Raw genomic sequence first — 18,430 nt, 5'->3', positions numbered from 1 at the left:
GGCAGGGGCACAGTTACAGACGCGGCTCGACCCGCAGTCGCTGCGGGTTGCTCGGCACCGGTGGCCGGCCGTAACGATCATCGCCAGCGCCGCCGAACGGTTGATCGCCTTCAGGCTCGTCGGCACGCGCCGCAGCCTTGGCGGCCTCCGCCCGCTCCTTGCGAGCCTTGGAGGCGCGCTCGATGGGGAAACGGATCGCCACGAAAACCAGATAAATGCCGAAGGCAATCATGCCGTACATGAACAGGTCGGAAATCGCCCGCCAGGCGTTGTTGCCGACCTTGAACAGCAGATCGAGCGCAGTAATGGCAATGGCCGGGGCGACCTTTTCCTTCACCGGGTCGATGATGGTCGGGCTGAACAGCAACACCGCCATCAGCAGCCGCAGCGGCTCACACAGCCAGCGCCACATCCAGCGGGTGATGCGCATCCACACCAACAGGCAGCCTAAAGCGGCAAAGGCGTAGAGGCCCCAGGCGATCAGATAGTCGTTCTCGGTCATGGTGTCCATGGCAAGGCAGGCAAAGAGACGCTTATAGTAACGACTTTTCGCACATCAGGCTTGTCCCAATACCAGTCGGGCAAGACACAGACCCTGTGGGAGCGAGCTTGTGTGGCGAGGGGGCTTGTCTGTGTGAGGGGCTTATGTGGCGAGGGGGCTTGCCCCCGTTGGGCTGCGAAGCGGCCCCAAAAAAGGAACTGCTGCGCAGTTCAACGGGGGCAAGCCCCCTCACCACAGACTAGCCCCCTCACCACAAGCCCGCTTCCACAGGTTGCGAAGCCCCTATTCCGTACTTTGTTCGAGAGCCATTCATGCCCTTATCCGCCAACGTCACTAGCGCCCCGATTGCCCACAAGGCCGACGGCGATGACCCGTATGCCTGGCTGCAGGAGCGCGACACCGACGCAGTGCTCGATTACCTGAAAGCTGAAAACCGCTATCAAGAGGCGCAAACCGCCGATCAGGCCGGGCTGCGCGAAACCCTGTTCGAAGAGATCAAGAGCCGGATTCTCGAAACCGATCTGTCGTTGCCCTCGCCCTGGGGTCCGTACCTGTATTACACCCGCACCACCGCCGGTGACGAATACGTCCGCCACTACCGCTGCCCACGTCCGACCGATGGCAGCCTGCGCATCGACGAAAGCCAGGAACTCCTGCTGCTCGATCCGAACGAGCTGGCCAAGGGCGGTTTCTTTTCCCTGGGCGCGTTCAGCATCAGCCCGGACCACCAGCGCCTGGCCTACAGTATCGATTCTTCGGGCGAAGAAATTTACACGCTGTTCGTGAAGGAGTTATCCAGCGGCCGTGTCAGCGAGCTGGAGTTCCAGGACTGCGACGGCAGCATGACCTGGGCCAACGACAGCCTGACGCTGTTTTTCGGCGAACTCGACGACACCCATCGCCCGCACAAGCTGTTCCGCTATCGGCTGGACGGCACCGCGGCCGAAGAAGTGTTCCATGAGCCGGACGGCCGATTCTTCCTGCACTGCTACCGCTCCAGTTCCGAACGGCAATTGCTGTTGTCGCTGGGCAGCAAAACCACCAGCGAAGTCTGGGTGCTCGACGCCTCGCTGCCGCATCAGGCCTTTACCTGCCTGGCGCCGCGGGTCGAAGACCATGAATACGATGTCGACCACGGCAAACTCGATGGCGAGTGGACGTGGCTGATCCGCACCAACCGCGACGGCATCAACTTCGCCTTGTACCAGGCGGTCGACACCGGCGTCGCGCCGACCGAAGCCGACTGGCAGATCCTGATTCCCCACAGCGACACGGTGATGATCGATGGCATGAGCCTGAACGCCGAGGCCATGACCTTGAGCCTGCGTGAAGGGGGCCTGCCGATCATTGAAATCCGCCCACAAGGCCTGCCGCCGTATCGCGTGCAATTACCGGACGCGGCCTACAGCCTGCATGTGCAGAACAGCCTGGAATTTGTCAGCGACAGAATCCGTCTGCGCTACGAGGCCTTGAACCGTCCAGCGCAAATCCGCCAACTGATTCTGGCCACCGGCGAGCAGAAAGTGCTCAAGGAAACCCCGGTGCTCGGCCCGTTCGATGCCGACGCATATGTCAGCCAGCGGCTTTGGGCCACGGCCCCGGACGGTACACAAGTGCCGATCAGCCTGGTGGTCAAACGCGAATTCCTCGGTAAACCGACGCCGCTTTATCTGTACGGCTACGGCGCTTACGGTGAAAGCCTCGACCCGTGGTTCTCCCACGCCCGCCTGAGCCTGCTGGATCGCGGCATGGCGTTTGCCATCGCGCATGTACGCGGCGGCGGTGAATTGGGCGAAGCCTGGTATCGCGCCGGCAAGCAGGAACACAAGCACAACACCTTCAGCGACTTCATCGCCTGCGCCGAACACCTGATCGCCAACCGTTTCACCACTTCATCGCAACTGGCAATCAGCGGCGGCAGCGCCGGTGGCCTGCTGATCGGCGCGGTGCTCAATCAGCGGCCGGAGCTGTTCGGCGCGGCGATCGCCGAAGTGCCGTTCGTCGACGTGCTCAACACCATGCTCGACCCGGAGCTGCCGCTGACCGTCACTGAATACGACGAATGGGGCAACCCGCAAGAACCGGACGTCTATGATCGAATCAAGGCCTACGCCCCATACGAAAATGTCACCGCCCAAGCCTATCCGGCGACGCTGGTGATCGCCGGCTACAACGACAGTCGCGTGCAGTACTGGGAAGCGGCCAAATGGGTGGCGAAATTGCGCGCGACCAAAACCGACAACACCCCGCTGCTGCTCAAGACTGAATTGGGCGCCGGGCATGGCGGGATGAGCGGTCGTTACCAGGGATTACGTGACGTAGCCCTCGAATACGCATTTGTTTTAAAGGTTTTGGGCATTGCCTGAGGAACTTGGCCCGGCGTCCCGGTCTTAACACCAGACGCCGGACCCGACACGACACACACCCTGTGGGAGCGGGCTTGCCCGCGATGAGGCCGTCACATTCAACATCAACATTGGCTGTGGCATCGTCATCGCGGGCAAGCCCGCTCCCACAGGGGACGATTGATGACTGAAGGCCCGCCCTGTAAAAGACCACAAAAAAAGACCGTGACAACATGTCAGAACCGACCTTACTGAACAAAGAAATTCGCGACTGGCTGATGGACTGCGGCCTGTTCGATCAACTGCTGCCGGCGGACTTCGTGGCGGCTTCGGGTTACTTCAGCATCAGCACCATCGCCGAAGGCGAAGAGATTTTCCGTGAGGGCGATGCCGGCAGTTTCATGTGCATCATCCACACCGGCCAGGTCGCGGTGCAAAAGACCAACAGCGAAGGGCAACGGGTGACCATGGCCACCTTGCGCAGCGGACGGGCGTTCGGCGAAATGGCCGTGCTCGACGGCGAACGGCGCTCAGCCAGTTGTGTGGCCGCGAGCAACTGCCAGTTGCTCAACCTGGGCAAGGACTCCCTGGAAAAGATGCTCAACGAGGCGCCGAAAATCGCCGCCAAGATCATCCGCGCCCTCGCCGTCTCCCTCTCCAAACGCTTGCGCATGGCCGATGGGCAACTGCTCTCGCATTAACCGCCCGGCGTTTTGATTTTGGTCGTGCTCGGCTCAAGGCCCGGCAAGGTCTGGTCCTTGGGCGGGTTGGGCATTTCGATCGGTGGCAACAACGGTGGCCCACCGTTGCCGGTCTTGGGCACAATGGTCGGGGTAATCTGCGGGTACGGCGTCGGCGTGGCGGTGCCGGGCGAACCGGGTATCGGCGTGGGGCTGGTGGGGATGGTTTGCTGCTCCTGGGCCTGCACTGCAGTTATCGAGAGCGCGGCCAGGGCAATGGCCGTTAGAATGCTGCGCTTCATCAATGGCTCCGTTTGCCTTGTGGTCTTTTGCAGGCTACTCCCAACTGCGCTCGTTTGCCTTCTTCCGTCTGTCCATTTCTCCCCAAGAGAGCCCCATGAAACGTTTCGTTCTGCTCGACACCACCCCCATCCCTGAGAACGGCGGTGCCCTGTGCCTGTTCGAATACGGCGAGGACTTTGTCATCAAGATTCAGGGCGGTGACGGCGGGCAGTTGATGAACACCCGCATGCACGGCTCTGAAGATGCCCTGGCCGAAATCCCCTGCCGCAAGGTCGCCGGCCGGCCGAATTCGCGAGTATTGATCGGTGGCCTGGGCATGGGCTTCACCCTCGCCTCGGCGCTCAAGCATTTGGGCAAGACGGCTGAAGTGGTGGTCGCCGAACTGGTGCCCGGCGTGGTGGAGTGGAACCGTGGGCCGCTGGGAGAAAAAGCCGGCAACCCGCTGCTCGACCCGCGTACGGCCATCCGCATGGAAGACGTGGCCAAGGTGCTGCAAGCCGAGCCGCAGGGTTTCGACGCAATCATGCTCGACGTCGACAACGGCCCAGAAGGCCTGACCCAGAAAGCCAACAGCTGGCTCTACTCCGCCGGCGGCCTGAGCGCCTGTGCCAAGGCCCTGCGACCAAAGGGCGTGCTGGCAGTGTGGTCAGCCAGCGCTGACCGGCAGTTTTCCGACAAGCTGAAAAAGGCCGGCTTCAAGGCCGAGGAAGTGCAAGTCTTCGCCCACGGCAACAAAGGCACCCGTCATACAATCTGGATTGCCGAGAAGCTCAAGGGCTAGACTAAACTTCAACACATAACCGTCATTAGTCTTTTACAAAGGTGAACCCATGAGTTCGTCAACGCCTCCAACCAACACCTCAAAGTTGGACCGCATCCTCGCCGACAACCAGCGCGACAAGGAAATGGGTTACCGCGACAAGGCCCTGAAGATGTACCCGCACGTGTGCGGCCGTTGCGCCCGTGAGTTCTCCGGCAAACGTCTGAGCGAATTGACCGTGCACCACCGCGACCACAACCACGACAACAACCCGCAGGACGGTTCGAACTGGGAACTGTTGTGCCTGTACTGCCATGACAACGAGCATTCGCGTTACACCGATCAGCAGTATTTCGACGAAGGCTCGCTGAGTACGCCGAAGATTGCCAAGGCGACGCATAACCCGTTTGCGGCGTTGGCCGGATTGATGAAGAAAGAAGACTGAAGATGTTCAGCGCCTGAACCGGCCCCATCGCGGGCAAGCCCGCTCCCACAGGTTTATGCGGCGTACACAACCTGTGTAATCACCGCCAATCACTGTGGGAGCGGGCTTGCCCGCGATAGCAATTGCCCAGACACCACCAATCTCCAAACTGAACACCCCTCCCCCAATCCCCGTATAATCGCGCTTTTTTCCCGAAGGCACCCCGCTCGTGGCAGACAAACGGTACAGCTGCATTGGTTTGTATAACCCCAAATCACCGGAGAACGTCGGTTCGGTGATGCGCGCCGCCGGCTGCTATGGCGTGGCGTCGGTGTTTTACACCGGCAAGCGCTATGAGCGCGCCGCCGACTTCGTCACCGACACCAAGAAAGTCCACTACGACATTCCGCTGATCGGCATCGATGACCTGAAGAAAATCCTGCCGCTGGGCTGTGTACCGGTCGCCGTGGAACTGGTCGACGGCGCCCGCTCGCTGCCGGAATACACGCACCCGGACCGGGCTCTCTACATCTTTGGCCCCGAAGACGGCTCGCTAGATAAAGAGATCCGCGACTGGTGCGAAGACGTGGTCTACATCCCGACCACCGGCTGCATGAACCTGGCGGCCACGGTCAACGTGGTGCTGTACGACCGCATGGCCAAGGGGAATAACACCCGCTCGGGCCCGAAATTCCGCTGAATCACCGCACATCCGATGGAACGAGTCGCCTGCCTCGGCAGTCAGCCTAATTATCCATTCTTGAAGCCTGGAGACAGATCATGAGCGACCTCAAACGCGTAGAGCGTATCGAATCCACCCCGTTCCAGACTCAGCCCGCACAGAACGTGCAGGGTTGGGAGCGCATCGGTTCTCTGGCCGGGGGCGTGGTGATGGTCGGCAAAGGCCTGCGGCGCGGTGGCGTGTTCGGGTTGATTGAAGTGGCGATTGGCGGCGTGGCGCTGGCCCGCGGCATCACCGGGCACAGTTCGGCGAAAAGTTTTCTGGAGAAGAGCCGTCAGGACATGAATAACGTTCGGGCGAAAATTGAGCGTGCCGGGGAAGAGTTGAGTCGGTTGAAGGCGAATGCGCAAGCGGCGACCCAAACCGCTACCGTGACGGGTAATGATTCGCTGGAATCACCGAAAACCGGGGTTTGATCCGGAACTTGCAGTGAGGCTTGGGGGCCTTTTCGCGGGCAAGTCGGGTCGCCGCATCGCTCGCTCCTACGGACAATAACGCGATCCTCACAAGGAGCGAGGCTTGCCCGCGAAGGTAGTATTACTGAAGCAACCCGCTGTCGAGCACCTTGGAAGACTCGCCAATAACGCTCTCCGCCAACTGCACGAACGCCTTGGTATCGACACTCTCCAAACGCATCGCCCCACGCAGCACATCATCCAGCGAACGCTTGTTGCGGGTCTTCAGGCGAATCTCGCGATCCAGTTCCTGTAGCAACACCACCGCTTTGGCCACCTGCGCCGGGTTGATCTGCTCCCCGCGCAAGGTCGTGACCTTCTGGCTGTCCTTGGCCAACTTGCTCTGCAGGCTCTCATACCGCTCATCGCTCATACCGCCCGCGCGGCGCACCAGTTCGATGGCGTAATACTCGGCAAACCCTTCGCGGATCCAGTCGCTGCCCTGGCTGTCGTTGATTCGCCCGAACACCTGAGCCAATTCACGCACCAAGGCACTGGTGCCGCTTTCGCTGACCAGCGGCAGGCGGCTATTGAGGTAGATCGACTCACGTGCGGCCAGGCTGCCACGCCACATCGGGTCATTGGCGCCGACGATCAACAGTTTGCTGGGGTGACGCGGAAAAACTTCCTGCACTTGCGGCCACACGAAAGTCAGCAGCGTCAGCACGTCCATGCGGCGCATGCCTTGGCCCTGGGGCGAGGCCACAGTGACTTCAGTTTCCCCCAGTCGCGTGCGCCGGCTGCCGAGGTTACCGGCGAGCATCCAACCGGTGGGACGGTCGAACAGGCGCGAAACGTTATCGATGCGGAACTTGTTTTTGCCGATCCGCGGCCAGGCGGTTTCGACGCTTTTCCAGCCGGTGGGCAATTCGAATTCCAGGCGTGACACCAACTCGATACCGTCCTGCTGATCGAGTTTGGCCGCGGGCACCAGGTCATCGCCACGCATCAGCGCCCACGTTGGCGTCATGCGCGTGTCGAAGCTGCCGTTCTTGCGCCCATGGCTGATGCGCACGCGGTAGGTCAGGCTGGCCTTGTCGGCGGCCGGACGCCAGACACCACGGGCCTGCGTGCCCGGTGTGAGCTGCCATTGGCCGTCGGCCTTGAAATCGCTGTAGTGACTGCCGTCGCCCAAGTCGAAATCCAGACTGCGCACCGCCGAGCCTTGGGCCAGGGTCAGGCGCACTTCGGCCTGATCGCTTTGCGGCAACAGGCGTACGTGATAATCCAGATCGACTTTCTTCGCCGCCCACACGGGCGAACTCAGGGCCAGCAGCCCGACAGCCAACGCCCGCAGCACTCCCACCGCCATACACACTCCTATTGTGGCGAGCGCGCTTGCTCGCGCGGGGCTGCGTAGCGGCCCCAATTTCTTGTAATCACTGCAGATTCTGTGAGTGCTACGCACTAGCCCGCGCGAAAAATCAGATGATCTTCCCAATCGTCTTCGGCCACGCTGCCTTCGGCGAGCATGCGCCCGGACTGGGAAATACGTTCGTGATGCACCGCATCGCGATCACCACACACCAGGTGGTGCCAGAGCGGCAGGTCCTTGCCTTCGCTGACCAGTCGATAACCGCAGGTTGGTGGCAGCCATTTGAACTCATCGGCCTTGCCCGGCGTGAGCTGAATGCAATCGGGGACAAAGTCGCGACGGTTGGGATAATCGGTGCACTGACAGGTTTTGAGGTCCAGCAGTTTGCAGGCGATGCGCGTGTAGTAGACGGCGTTGTCGTCTTCGTCCTCGAGCTTTTGCAGGCAGCACAGGCCACAGCCATCGCACAGCGATTCCCATTCCTCTTGATCGAGTTGATCGAGGGTTTTGCGTATCCAGAACGGTTCGACTTTGGCGGCCATGGCTCAAGCATCAACATCAGGTGGTGAAAAGGCCGCCAGTCTAGTGCCAAGGCACCGGCGGGCCAAGCATTGGCGACTGCCGGTACGATGGCACTTGTCAGTTTTTGCGCCACCCAGTAGCTTTGCCAGTCGCAAGGAGCCCTCCCCAAGTGCCATTAACGCTCAACCGCGTTGCATTCAGGTGAACTGCCGGCTCAAAAAACCTGGCGCTCAGCTCAACTGTACCCGCCGTTTTTTCGACGACCCTCACTTTCAAAACGTAAAGGAATCTCTTGATGAGTGCTAATCCACGCGTTGCCGACTACGCCATTCACCCTCAGTTCACCGATCGCTGGTCGCCCCGCGCCTTCACCGGTGAAAACATCCCTGAAGAAACCCTGCTGAGCTTCTTCGAAGCCGCGCGCTGGGCGCCATCGGCGTACAACTCGCAACCTTGGCGGTTTCTCTATGCGCGTCGCGATACGCCGAACTGGGAGCGTTACCTGGGCCTGCTGAACGAGTTCAACCGCAGCTGGGCGCAGCACGCCTCGGCACTGGTGATCGTGATCTCGAAAACTACCTTTGCAATACCCGGCGCCAGCGAAGAAACCCCGGCGCTGTGGCACACCTTCGACACCGGTTCGGCCTGGGGCCACCTGGCGCTGCAAGCGAGCATCAGCGGCTGGCACACCCACGGCATGGCCGGTTTCGATCAGGAACTGACCCGCAAGGAGCTGAACATTCCTGAAGGCTACGCACTGCACGCTGCCGTGGCGATTGGCAAGCTGGGCGACAAGGCGACGCTGGCCGAGTACCTGCAAGCGCGCGAAGAGCCAAGCCCGCGTCGCCCGCTGAGCGAGTTGGCGGCCGAGGGTGATTTCACCCTCTAAGCCACAATGAAGATGTGGGAGCAAGCCTGTGGCGAGGGGGCTTGCCCCCGTTTGAGTGCGCAGCACTCATAAGATCTTTGGTATATCAGAGATTTTGGGGCTGCTTCGCATCCCAACGGGGCGGTGCGGCGTTCCGACAAGCCCCCTCGCCACAGGCCCGCTCCCACAATTTGATCTGGGTAGATTTAATACCCGCGTGCGAAATCCACTTCCCCACGCAATGCTTCGCCCGCCTGATACGCCCGCAAGTTCTCGATAAACAGCTTCGCCATCATCGGCGGCGAAGTCGGTGCCGAACTGTGACCGGTCAGCAGCAGACCCCACGCGGTCCAGAACGGATGACGTTGCGGCAGCGGCTCCTGACGGCAGACGTCGATCACCGCCCCCGCCAGATGCCCTTCCTTCAAGGCTTCCACCAGGTCCGCATCAACCACCGCAACGCCGCGCCCGACGTTGATGAATAACCCGGTCGCCTTGAACTGCTTGAACAGGGCGGCGTCATACAGGTCGTGAGTATTGGGGGTGTTCGGCAGCAGATTGATCACGTAATCCGCCTCACCGACCAGGCGCGGCAAGTCGCTCAGTGCTCCGACTTCGACAAAGGGCGCCTGCTCCCGGGCGGTGCTGGCGATGCCGTATAGCTCGACGCCAAACGGCAGCAGAAACTGCGCCACAGTCTGACCGATGTCACCGGTGCCGACGATCAGCACCTTGCGTCCAGCCAGACTTTGACCCTGGCGATTGTCCCACTTGCGCTCGACCTGGCTGACCAGTCGCGCCAGCACTTCGCGTTCGTGGCCGAGCATGTAAGTCAGTACGTATTCGGCCATGTGCTGACCAAAAATCCCTACCGCGCGAGTCAGGCGATAGTGCCGTGGCAAACCGTCAGCCAGCAGCGGTGTGATACCGGCCCAGGTCGACTGCAGCCATGCCGGTGTGTGGCCCTGACGCAACAGCGTCGCCAGCAGGTCCGGCTGACCGAGCCAGACCTGACAGTCGGCGGCCTGACGGGCCAGCTCGGCGGAGTCGCCGCTGGTCAATACTTCCAGATCAGGCGCAGCCTGACGCAACAGTTGGGCATACACAGGGTGGTCGTGTTCAGCAATCAGAACGCGCATGTTTCAAACCTTTCAAAAACAGTGCAGACGGCCGCCGACGGAGTATCACTCCATCGTCACGGCCATCGCCAAAATCATTCCAGTGGTTCATAAAGGCTCTGAACAGAGCCTGTCTGCCGATCACATCGGGTCGTTGCGGCGCAGCAATTCTTCGGGCAAGTGTTCGATGTATTCGTCTTCGGCCGGTGGCATTTGCAGGTGGTAGCCCTGCTTGTCGAGGTTCTCCAGTACGACGGTAATATCTTCGCGCGACAGCTTGCGCTCGGGGCTCAGCACCAGATCGAAAGCGTGTATGGCTTTGCCGAAAGCCGCCATCAGGGATTCCGGCACACGCTCCAGTGCATCGCTCTTGAGCACATAGAGGTACATCTCGTTTTTCTTCGAGCTTCGATAAATGGAGCAAATACGTTTCAAGGCTGTTCTCCGGCGGTGGCCAGGCTGTCGAGCAGCGCTTGGCCCATCAATTCGCGGCGCCAGCCACGCAGCGAATCAGGCAATTGGTAAGGACCATTGGGGAAGCCGCTCTTGAGCAGCGCTTCCAGGGTTTTCTTGCGCAACATCAGCTCCGGCGCGATGTTCAGGCGCTCGGCTTCGGCCTGGCCGATGGCGCGCAGCTGTTTGACCAGCGCGGCGGCTTCCACCGGCAATGGCTCCGGCACCGCTGGCGGCCACTGATCAGGCGACACACTGCCAGAGCGCTTGATCAGATCAAGCAGAAATTCGCCGTCCTGACGCACAGTGCGCGGGTGCATGTCTTCGATTTTCGCCAGTGCGCCGAGGTTGTCCGGTTGGGTGCGCGCCAGCGGCCACAGGGAGTGCTCACGGACAATGCGGTTACGCGGCAGATCACGGGCCCGGGCTTCACGCTCGCGCCAGGCGCAGAGCTCACGCAACACGGCGAGTTGGGCTCGGGACAATTTCCAAGCCAGTTTGGCGTCGCGATAGACCTCGTACGGGTCGACCTCACGCCGCAGATTAGCGACCAGCTCGGCACCGTCTTCCAGGACCCAGGCGTATTTCTCGTCAGAAAGCTTCGGACGCAGCTGTACGAAAACCTCCGCCAGGTGCACGGCATCTTCGGCGGCGTAGCTGATCTGGGTGTCGGAGAGTGGACGTTGCAGCCAGTCGGAACGGGTCTCGCCCTTGGGCAGGTCGATGCCGAGCACGTCCTGCACCAGCCGCGAATAGCCCATGGAGAAACCCAGGTTCAGATAAGCGGCGGCCAATTGGGTGTCGAACAGCGGCGCCGGCAGGCTGCCGGTCAGGCGCAGCAGGACTTCGAGGTCTTCGCTGCACGCATGCACGACTTTGACCACGGCCGGGTTTTCCAGCAACGCGGCCAGAGGCTGCCAGTTGTCGATGGTCAGTGGGTCAATCAGGTAAGCGCGTACGCCATCGCCGATCTGCAGCAGGCCTGCGATAGGGTAAAAGGTGTCGACCCGCATGAATTCGGTGTCGAGGGCAACGAATGGCAGCTGCTGCCACTCGGTGCAAAACTGACCGAGGCTATCGTTGTCGCGAATCCAGTGAATATCGATGGCCACACGGCTCTCCCTTGAAGAATGGCGCGCAGTATATATCGCCCCCGGCGATTTCCGCGCATTCACTGAACAAGAGCTTTAGCGAAAATACCTGCCGGACAGCATGAATTGTCTGACATGTGGAGACTAGCTGTCCTTACGCAACACGTAGACCCGCATCCGCGTACAACCCGGTACCAAGTCCTGATGACTGAGCAGGCAGAAACCCGCCTGCCTGAACTCGGCCTCAAGCTCGGCCTTGCTGGCCTGTGGCTGGACCTGTGTGCCCTCCACGTCCAAACGCTCGAGCTTGAAATGCCCATCAATCCGCACCGCCACAATCACTGTATCGCGACTGACCCGGTGGAACTCGCCCAGCATGGCCAATCGATGCTCGGGGCAGTCGATGCGTTGAAACAGTTGCAGGCAAAAAATGCAGTCAACCGCATTCGCCGACAAGCCGATGGTGAAGGCTGAACTCTGAAAGGTCTTGATCCGTTTCAGCAGGTTTTGCGGATGGTGAGTGCGGGCGTGATCGAGCATGTCCTGAGACGGGTCGGCCGCGAGGATCACCCGGTTCGCATGCTCGGCCAGAACCGGCCAGAAACGCCCGGCACCGCAGGCCACATCAAGAATCAATCCCGGCTCGCCTGCGACCTGAAGCGCGTTACGCACCAATTGCTCTTCGCGCCAGAACGTCAAACGCCCCGCCAGGCCGCGCGGTCGCGGCTGTTTACAGACGCGGGCGTGTTCCTGATCGTAGCGCCGGGCGAACTCAAGCTCGAAGGCGGATGGGGGCTGCGCGGACATGTGTAATGGCTCTTGTTGGATGTTCCAGGCGCCGCAGATTAGCGGTCGTTACGTGAAAAAAAGGTCGAGTCGCTCATTTTTTGGCCAGCACACCGTCGCCCATTGCGCCGCGGCATCCGGCGAACATATCCAGACCCGGGTTGTAGACCGTGCTGTTGACCTCCAGCAAACCAAGCATCGAATGGAACAGGTTGTCCTGGCTCAGGGGCTTTTCGCGACTCTGTTGCAGGCAATGGGTGTCCACCGAGAACGACTTTTGATAGCTGTCGGAGAACCACGCCAGCATCGCTACATGTTTCTGTTGTTCCGGTGCGAGCATGTAAGGCGTGCCATGCAGGAACAGGTTGTATTCGCCCAGCGACTCGCCGTGGTCCGACAGATACAGCATCGCGGTATCGACTTTGTTCTGGTTGCTGCGTAACAGATCGATCAGGGTCGACAACACGTGGTCGGTATACACCAGCGTATTGTCGTAGCCATTGACGATGCTTTCGCGGCTGCAATTGTTCAGCGCATTGCTTTCACACACAGGTGTGAAGTGTTCATATTCTTTCGGGTAGCGCTTGAAGTATTCCGGACCGTGACTGCCCATTTGGTGCAGGACCAGCACGGTGTCTTTATTCAGCGTGTCGATGAAGTGCTGCATGCCTTGCAGGAGAATTTCATCGCGGCACTCGCTGTTGGCGCACAGCACCGGGTCCTTCAGGTTACTCACGTCATCGACAGTGACCCGATCGCAGGTGCCTTTACAGCCCGACTGATTATCGCGCCAGATCACCTCGAGACCGGCACGCTTGAGCACGTCCAGCAGGCCTTCCTGGTTCTTCGCCTTGCTGGCGTCGTAATCCTTGCGGCCCATGTTGGAGAACATGCAGGGCACCGACACCGCCGTTTCCGTGCCGCACGAATGCACATCGGTGAAGGCAATCAGGCCGGATTCCTTATTCAGTTTCGGCGTGGTGTCGCGGTCATAACCCAGGATGCCGAAGTTCTCGGCCCGGGCACTTTCGCCCACCACCAGTACCGTCAGGGATTTACGGTCGTGGGCCTGCCAGGCCGGGTTTTTCTGGGCATCTTCACCCAGTTTGGCGAAAGGTTGCCGTGCAGACACCACTTGCTCACGCAGATAACCGAACGAGGCACCGATGTAGTTGCTCGGCACCACCATCAGGCGCAATTCATGGTGATTGCGAAACAACGACGACAGGCCTTGATAGTTGACCAATGCGACACCGCCGATCACCGCAACCGAGGCGACACAAACCAGCACTTTACTTAATAACTCACGGTGCCAGCGACGGTAATTAACCGGAATTTTCCACAACAACCACGACGGCAAGACGCCGAGCAGCACGATATAAACAAACAGTTTTAGCGAGAGTAAGTCGCGTACTTCCGTGGCATTGGTTTCGGCGAAGTTACGCAACATACCGGCGTCGATCAGCACGCCATATTGGCTCATGAAGTACGCCACACCGGCACTGATCAGAAAGATCAGCGTCAACACGGGTTTCATCACGGGTCGGAAGGCCAGCAAGCTCAGCACAATGTTGAAGGCTGCCAGGATCATCAGCCCGAACGCGACACGCATGACGATGCCTTGACCATCTGCAGTGGTGATATCGAAGAGGTGTTGCCAGAGAACTAAATTGAACCCTGCCAATAGAAAGGCACTGGAAACCAACGTCACCCATTCGGGGCGCACGGCTTTGAACTTCAACATGTGATCGGCTGTTCCTGAAAAGAAGTGCCCGCGGCAAATGTGAAAATTTCATTGACCGAGACGCCACAAATCTTAAGCAGTCAACCATCAATATTTCGTGAAAAAGAAGCCAACGAATAGTTGGCTTATGGCATTAGGCCAAAACTTTCAACACTGGCGACCCGTTTCAAGCCTGGTGCAGATACCAGCGCCAGTCCTGCTCACCGACTTCGCCCATGAATTGCCGGTATTCGGCTCGTTTCACGGCCAGATAAACGCCAAGAAACTCTCTGCCGAATGCTTCCCGGGCCCAATTCGAGCCTTCCAGCGCTCGCAACGTGGTCAACCAGTCGGTCGGCAACAATTGCGTGGCCTGGGCGTAACCGTTGCCCTCCACCGGCGCCCCGGGGTCAAGTTGCTCGCGGATGCCGCGATGAATACCGGCCAGGATCGCCGCAGCCGCCAGATACGGGTTGGCGTCGGCACCACAAATGCGGTGCTCTATATGCCGGGAGAAGGCCGGCCCGCCGGGCACTCGCAAACTCACGGTGCGGTTGTCCACGCCCCAAGTGGCCGCCAGGGGGGCGTAGCTGTTGGTCTGGAAACGACGATACGAGTTGGCGTTCGGACAGAACAACAGCAACGCATCGAGCAATGTGGCGAGCATCCCGCCGACCGCGTGTTTGAGCAGCGGCGTGCCGTCCCGGGCCTCGCTGGCAAACAGGTTATTGCCGTCCTTGTCCGCCAGGCTGACGTGCATGTGCATGCCGGTGCCGGCCAGGTCATCGAACGGCTTGGCCATGAAACAAGCCGTCATCCCGTGCTTGTGCGCCACGCCTTTGACCAGCCGCTTGTAGCGCACTGCTTCGTCCATCGCCTGCAAAGCGTCGGTGCGGTGTTCGAGGGTGATTTCCACCTGCCCCGGCGCGTATTCGGAAATCGCCGTGCGCGCCGGAATGCCTTGGAACTTACAGGCGCTGTAGAGGTCAGCCAGAAACGGCTCGATCTGTTCCAGTTCACGCAAGCCGTAGACCTGAGTCTCGCGTGGCCGCCCGTCATCGACATCCCGCGCCGGCTGCGGCCGACCGTTGCTGTCGCGCTGTCGGTCCAGCAGATAGAACTCCAGCTCCGCCGCCATCACCGGAAAATAACCATCGGCCTGCAAGCCTTCGATGACCTTGGCCAGCAGGTGCCGTGGGTCGGCGATGGTCGCGGGCATGCCCTCTTGCGGATGCATGCTGACCTGCACCGCCGCCGTGGGAATCAATCGCCACGGCATGCGCTGCAAACTGCCGCTGACAGGGTAAGCACGGCAATCGATGTCACCGACGTCCCAGACCAGCCCGGAGTTTTCCACGTCATCGCCATTGATGGTCAGGCCCAGGATGGTACTCGGCAGCGGCCGACCGCTTTCGTACACCGCCAGCAACTCATCGCGATGCAGTAATTTGCCTCGTGGCACACCGTTGTTGTCGAGGATGAACAGCTCGAACATCTCGATATCCGGGTTCTGTTCAAGAAACGTCAGGGCTTGTTCTTTCGTAGCGAAGGATCTCGTGGCACAGCTCATGGGAATTCTCGTCTATCCGCGTCAGGCAAACGCACAGGCGCTGCCGATTTGATCCAGGCGTACAGCGCAGGACCTGTCAGAACAATCAGCGGGAGATGCAGGAATCCGGCGGGCGCGCGTGACGGCAGTGCCACAGTGCCCAGAAGGCCAGTTCGGAAGGGAGTGCGACTGGACAACCGTCCATAGAGAAGACCGCAATAAACAGATGAGCAGCAGCGTCACACGGGCGGTTAAGCCGTTAAATCGGGATTTGAAGAACCTTGGGTGTGGACAGACTAAACAATCAATCTGCCAAACGCCCTCCATCCCTGTGGGAGCGGCGGTGCGGCGATCCGACTTGCCCGCGATGACGGTTTTATATTCAGCTGAGATGTTGACTGATCTACCGCTATCGCGGGCAAGCCCGCTCCCACAGGAATTTGTGGGTGCGGCACCGTTATTTAATTTCTAAATACTGCTCCAGACTTTCTGATTTGCCGCCTCCGAGGCTCGCGCGCCTAATCGGCTCCTTGTTTCTGAAGGCCCGATTATGGAAAACGTTCGCGCAACCTCCCGCCCTGCCCTCTGGCTGATGTTCAGCATCATTCTTGTCGCCCTGAATCTGCGTCCGTCCATGGCCGCTGTCGGCCCGTTGCTGTCAGCCATTCGCGGTGACATCCCGCTGAATTTCAGCCTGGCCTCGCTGTTGACCATGCTGCCGGTCATGGCCATGGGACTGGCGATGTTCTTTGGTATCGGTATCAGTCAACGCCTGGGCGAGCAACGCACCGTAGTGCTGTCGCTGCTGATCATCGGCCTGGCCACGGTGTCGCGGTTGTTCCTTGATTCGGCAGCAGAACTGATCCTGAGCGCCGTGTTGGCCGGCGTCGGCATTGCGCTGATTCAGGCGTTGATGCCCGCCCTGATCAAGTCCCGTTTCAGCAACAATGTTTCCGTGTGCATGGGTCTCTATGTGACATCGATCATGGCTGGCGCGGCAATCGCGGCGTCATTCGCGCCGTTGGTGATGACCCGCACCGGCAGTTGGCGAGTCGGGTTGGCGATCTGGGCGGCACTGGCGCTGGCGGCGTTGCTGTTCTGGTGCGTTCAACGCACGGGAACGCCGACATTGGGGGAGAAATCGCCCCGTAAAGAATCCTTTTTCCGCAATTCCCGCGCCTGGTTACTCGCGATTTTCTTCGGTCTGGGCACGGCGTCCTACACCTGCGTGCTGGCCTGGCTGGCACCGTACTACGTGGAAAAAGGCTGGAGCGAACAACAGGCCGGCTTGTTATTGGGCTTTTTGACGGCCATGGAAGTGTTGTCGGGGCTGCTGACACCCGCCATCGCCAATCGCAGCCGTGACCGGCGTCTGGTGCTGGTGGTGTTGCTGACGCTGATCATGGCCGGTTTCTGCGGGCTGATTCTGAGCCCGCAACACCTGAGCCTGCTGTGGCCGTGCCTGCTGGGACTGGGTATCGGCGGACTGTTCCCGATGAGCCTGATCGTGTCGCTGGATCATCTGGACAATCCCCAACGCGCGGGCGGGTTGACCGCCTTCGTGCAAGGCATCGGTTACCTGATCGCCGGCCTCTCACCGCTGATCGCCGGGATGATTCGCGATCAACTGGGCAGTTTCGAATGGGCCTGGTGGTCACTGATGGGCGTCATGGCGCTGATGATCCTGATGGTCCTGCGCTTCGATCCGCGGCATTACGCCAAACACATTCATTAACTTGGAACCCCCATCATGAAACGCACAGATTTTGCTGCCGCTCACGTCGGCATGTTGCTCTGGGCGCTGTTGATTGCCGTCTCGTTTTCCGCGGCAGCCCAGGTCAGCCAGGCCATCGACCCGATTCTGCTGACCGGATTACGCCTACTATGTTGCGCCCTGGTATTTTTGCCCCTGCTGCTGTTCAAGGGCGATACCGCCGTGACCGCCCGCGGTCTGCTCGGTCATGCCGTGCTCGGCATGCTGCTGGCGCTGTACTTCGGCTCGTTGTTCGAAGCTCTGCGCTACACCTCGGCGGTGAACACCGGGACGATGTTCACCCTGGTGCCGTTGCTGACGCTGCTGTTCGAAGCCATCCTGACACCCGACAGCAGCCTGAAACAACGCGTGTTGCCCATGCTGGTTGCCGCGGCCGGCGCCGTGCTCCTGGTATTGAAAGGCGCAGGCCCCGGCGAACTGCCGTCGCTGTATGCGGTATCGGTGTACGGGGTCGGTTGCCTGGCAATGGCGCTCTACTCGCCCCTGAGTCAACGGCTCAAGGCCAACAGCCTCAAGGGGCGCGGCCCGGTGGGCATGACCTTCTGGAACATGCTGTTCGGCGCGTTGTTTCTATTGGCGTTCTGTGGGTTCAGCGGCGGCTGGCGCTCGGCGTCATTGCTGAGCGTGAGTGATTTCTGGTGGTTGATCTACCTGGCACTGTTCGCCACCCTGGCGACTTTCTGGCTGCTGCATCGAGCCATTGGCGTCATTGCCCCTTCCTCGGTCATTTCCTACATCTACCTGAGCACCCTGTTCATCACATTGTTCCACTGGTTGTGGCTACGCCAGTCGCCACGCGCCCTGGAAATCATCGGCGCGTTGCTGGTGGGCATCGGCATGTTGGCGCTGTTAATATCCAGCCGCGATGCGATGCCTGCACAGCAATCAGCGCTGAAGGCCTCTGGCCATGTTTCGGGGGATTGAATTCACAAGTCGTGTTCATAACACTATCTGTCCCACAACTGACCATGAAACGTCCTACAAGGCATTCTCTTGGCACTATCGTTCCGCTAGGATCGT

General features: G+C 60.2%; 19 protein-coding genes. 9 read left to right on the top strand and 10 right to left on the bottom strand.

Going from position 1 to position 18,430, the window contains the following annotated elements; genetic code table 11:
• Window positions 1-13: 13 nt before the first annotated feature.
• On the bottom strand, window positions 14-511 hold the full coding sequence (locus J3D54_RS15720) for an MFS transporter (RefSeq protein ID WP_253419786.1): 498 nt from the start codon (window positions 509-511) through the stop codon (window positions 14-16).
• Between the two features lie 302 nt (window positions 512-813).
• Here J3D54_RS15720 and J3D54_RS15715 point away from each other — a divergent pair, with 302 nt between their 5' ends.
• A complete protein-coding gene (locus tag J3D54_RS15715) occupies window positions 814-2,868 on the top strand; it encodes a S9 family peptidase (RefSeq protein WP_253419783.1) in 2,055 nt (684 codons plus the stop codon).
• A 212-nt stretch (window positions 2,869-3,080) separates the two neighbouring features.
• The gene (locus J3D54_RS15710) at window positions 3,081-3,548 is read left to right on the top strand and encodes a cyclic nucleotide-binding domain-containing protein (protein ID WP_019580817.1); all 468 of its coding nucleotides are present in this window, start codon (window positions 3,081-3,083) and stop codon (window positions 3,546-3,548) included.
• Here J3D54_RS15710 and J3D54_RS15705 read toward each other — a convergent pair.
• Window positions 3,545-3,829 (bottom strand): hypothetical protein, encoded by a 285-nt coding sequence (locus J3D54_RS15705; protein WP_253419780.1) that lies wholly within the window; start codon window positions 3,827-3,829, stop codon window positions 3,545-3,547. The genes J3D54_RS15710 and J3D54_RS15705 overlap by 4 nt on opposite strands.
• 95 nt (window positions 3,830-3,924) lie before the next feature.
• Between J3D54_RS15705 and J3D54_RS15700 the strand changes: the two genes are divergently transcribed.
• The 4 genes from J3D54_RS15700 (at window position 3,925) to J3D54_RS15685 (ending at window position 6,172) form a co-directional block, all read left to right on the top strand.
• Window positions 3,925-4,611, top strand: a complete 687-nt coding sequence (locus J3D54_RS15700) for a spermidine synthase (RefSeq protein ID WP_056742522.1) — start codon at window positions 3,925-3,927, stop codon at window positions 4,609-4,611.
• Window positions 4,612-4,660: 49 nt separating this feature from the next.
• Window positions 4,661-5,035, top strand: a complete 375-nt coding sequence (locus tag J3D54_RS15695; protein WP_007942195.1) for a YajD family HNH nuclease — start codon at window positions 4,661-4,663, stop codon at window positions 5,033-5,035.
• A gap of 208 nt (window positions 5,036-5,243) precedes the next feature.
• On the top strand, window positions 5,244-5,714 hold the full coding sequence (locus J3D54_RS15690) for an RNA methyltransferase (RefSeq protein WP_007942196.1): 471 nt from the start codon (window positions 5,244-5,246) through the stop codon (window positions 5,712-5,714).
• Between the two features lie 80 nt (window positions 5,715-5,794).
• Window positions 5,795-6,172, top strand: coding sequence for a DUF2892 domain-containing protein (locus J3D54_RS15685; RefSeq protein ID WP_253419777.1), 378 nt, complete (start codon window positions 5,795-5,797; stop codon window positions 6,170-6,172).
• 121 nt (window positions 6,173-6,293) lie between these two features.
• On the opposite strand, the gene J3D54_RS15680 is transcribed toward J3D54_RS15685, so the two are convergent.
• Together J3D54_RS15680 and J3D54_RS15675 are read right to left on the bottom strand one after the other, a co-directional pair.
• Window positions 6,294-7,523 carry a hypothetical protein gene (locus J3D54_RS15680; protein WP_253419774.1) on the bottom strand — a complete coding sequence of 410 codons (1,230 nt, stop codon included), beginning with the start codon at window positions 7,521-7,523 and terminating at the stop codon, window positions 6,294-6,296.
• Between the two features lie 95 nt (window positions 7,524-7,618).
• Window positions 7,619-8,068 carry a YcgN family cysteine cluster protein gene (locus tag J3D54_RS15675; RefSeq protein ID WP_007942199.1) on the bottom strand — a complete coding sequence of 150 codons (450 nt, stop codon included), beginning with the start codon at window positions 8,066-8,068 and terminating at the stop codon, window positions 7,619-7,621.
• Window positions 8,069-8,343: 275 nt separating this feature from the next.
• Between J3D54_RS15675 and J3D54_RS15670 the strand changes: the two genes are divergently transcribed.
• Window positions 8,344-8,937 (top strand): nitroreductase family protein, encoded by a 594-nt coding sequence (locus tag J3D54_RS15670; RefSeq protein ID WP_253419771.1) that lies wholly within the window; start codon window positions 8,344-8,346, stop codon window positions 8,935-8,937.
• 185 nt (window positions 8,938-9,122) lie between these two features.
• Here the strand turns inward: J3D54_RS15670 and J3D54_RS15665 are convergent, their stop codons facing one another.
• The 6 genes from J3D54_RS15665 to J3D54_RS15640 form a co-directional block, all read right to left on the bottom strand.
• On the bottom strand, window positions 9,123-10,055 hold the full coding sequence (locus tag J3D54_RS15665) for a D-2-hydroxyacid dehydrogenase (RefSeq protein ID WP_253419768.1): 933 nt from the start codon (window positions 10,053-10,055) through the stop codon (window positions 9,123-9,125).
• Window positions 10,056-10,175: 120 nt separating this feature from the next.
• Complete coding sequence (locus J3D54_RS15660) at window positions 10,176-10,469, bottom strand: YcgL domain-containing protein (RefSeq protein ID WP_253419765.1); 294 nt, start codon at window positions 10,467-10,469, stop codon at window positions 10,176-10,178.
• Window positions 10,466-11,599, bottom strand: coding sequence for a ribonuclease D (rnd, locus tag J3D54_RS15655; RefSeq protein WP_007942204.1), 1,134 nt, complete (start codon window positions 11,597-11,599; stop codon window positions 10,466-10,468). The genes J3D54_RS15660 and rnd overlap by 4 nt, the downstream gene beginning before the upstream one ends.
• Before the next feature lie 123 nt (window positions 11,600-11,722).
• Window positions 11,723-12,385 carry a class I SAM-dependent methyltransferase gene (locus tag J3D54_RS15650; RefSeq protein ID WP_253419763.1) on the bottom strand — a complete coding sequence of 221 codons (663 nt, stop codon included), beginning with the start codon at window positions 12,383-12,385 and terminating at the stop codon, window positions 11,723-11,725.
• A 73-nt stretch (window positions 12,386-12,458) separates the two neighbouring features.
• On the bottom strand, window positions 12,459-14,108 hold the full coding sequence (locus J3D54_RS15645; protein ID WP_253419760.1) for a phosphoethanolamine transferase: 1,650 nt from the start codon (window positions 14,106-14,108) through the stop codon (window positions 12,459-12,461).
• 166 nt (window positions 14,109-14,274) lie between these two features.
• The gene (locus J3D54_RS15640; RefSeq protein WP_253419757.1) at window positions 14,275-15,657 is read right to left on the bottom strand and encodes a glutamine synthetase family protein; all 1,383 of its coding nucleotides are present in this window, start codon (window positions 15,655-15,657) and stop codon (window positions 14,275-14,277) included.
• A gap of 529 nt (window positions 15,658-16,186) precedes the next feature.
• Here J3D54_RS15640 and J3D54_RS15635 point away from each other — a divergent pair.
• Both J3D54_RS15635 and J3D54_RS15630 read left to right on the top strand, forming a co-directional pair.
• Window positions 16,187-17,371 (top strand): cyanate transporter, encoded by a 1,185-nt coding sequence (locus J3D54_RS15635; RefSeq protein WP_253419754.1) that lies wholly within the window; start codon window positions 16,187-16,189, stop codon window positions 17,369-17,371.
• 15 nt (window positions 17,372-17,386) lie between these two features.
• Window positions 17,387-18,334: a DMT family transporter gene (locus J3D54_RS15630; RefSeq protein WP_253419751.1), complete on the top strand. Its 948-nt coding sequence runs from the start codon at window positions 17,387-17,389 to the stop codon at window positions 18,332-18,334.
• The last annotated feature ends 96 nt before the right edge of the window (window positions 18,335-18,430 follow it).

Origin of the sequence: Pseudomonas sp. GGS8 (genome assembly GCF_024168645.1) — a bacterium.
Lineage (GTDB): Bacteria > Pseudomonadota > Gammaproteobacteria > Pseudomonadales > Pseudomonadaceae > Aquipseudomonas.
This window is presented reverse-complemented; position numbering and strand designations above follow the sequence as displayed.

What these genes read in the sequence shown, in the direction of transcription:
- J3D54_RS15685 (WP_253419777.1), top strand. Translation starts at nt 5,795, where the DNA reads ATGAGCGACCTCAAACGCGTAGAGCGTATCGAATCCACCCCGTTCCAG.
- J3D54_RS15640 (WP_253419757.1), bottom strand. Translation starts at nt 15,657, where the DNA reads ATGAGCTGTGCCACGAGATCCTTCGCTACGAAAGAACAAGCCCTGACG.
- J3D54_RS15635 (WP_253419754.1), top strand. Translation starts at nt 16,187, where the DNA reads ATGGAAAACGTTCGCGCAACCTCCCGCCCTGCCCTCTGGCTGATGTTC.
- J3D54_RS15710 (WP_019580817.1), top strand. Translation starts at nt 3,081, where the DNA reads ATGTCAGAACCGACCTTACTGAACAAAGAAATTCGCGACTGGCTGATG.
- J3D54_RS15720 (WP_253419786.1), bottom strand. Translation starts at nt 511, where the DNA reads ATGGACACCATGACCGAGAACGACTATCTGATCGCCTGGGGCCTCTAC.
- J3D54_RS15670 (WP_253419771.1), top strand. Translation starts at nt 8,344, where the DNA reads ATGAGTGCTAATCCACGCGTTGCCGACTACGCCATTCACCCTCAGTTC.
- J3D54_RS15680 (WP_253419774.1), bottom strand. Translation starts at nt 7,523, where the DNA reads ATGGCGGTGGGAGTGCTGCGGGCGTTGGCTGTCGGGCTGCTGGCCCTG.
- J3D54_RS15695 (WP_007942195.1), top strand. Translation starts at nt 4,661, where the DNA reads ATGAGTTCGTCAACGCCTCCAACCAACACCTCAAAGTTGGACCGCATC.
- J3D54_RS15700 (WP_056742522.1), top strand. Translation starts at nt 3,925, where the DNA reads ATGAAACGTTTCGTTCTGCTCGACACCACCCCCATCCCTGAGAACGGC.
- J3D54_RS15705 (WP_253419780.1), bottom strand. Translation starts at nt 3,829, where the DNA reads ATGAAGCGCAGCATTCTAACGGCCATTGCCCTGGCCGCGCTCTCGATA.
- J3D54_RS15650 (WP_253419763.1), bottom strand. Translation starts at nt 12,385, where the DNA reads ATGTCCGCGCAGCCCCCATCCGCCTTCGAGCTTGAGTTCGCCCGGCGC.
- J3D54_RS15630 (WP_253419751.1), top strand. Translation starts at nt 17,387, where the DNA reads ATGAAACGCACAGATTTTGCTGCCGCTCACGTCGGCATGTTGCTCTGG.
- J3D54_RS15675 (WP_007942199.1), bottom strand. Translation starts at nt 8,068, where the DNA reads ATGGCCGCCAAAGTCGAACCGTTCTGGATACGCAAAACCCTCGATCAA.
- J3D54_RS15715 (WP_253419783.1), top strand. Translation starts at nt 814, where the DNA reads ATGCCCTTATCCGCCAACGTCACTAGCGCCCCGATTGCCCACAAGGCC.
- J3D54_RS15665 (WP_253419768.1), bottom strand. Translation starts at nt 10,055, where the DNA reads ATGCGCGTTCTGATTGCTGAACACGACCACCCTGTGTATGCCCAACTG.
- J3D54_RS15645 (WP_253419760.1), bottom strand. Translation starts at nt 14,108, where the DNA reads ATGTTGAAGTTCAAAGCCGTGCGCCCCGAATGGGTGACGTTGGTTTCC.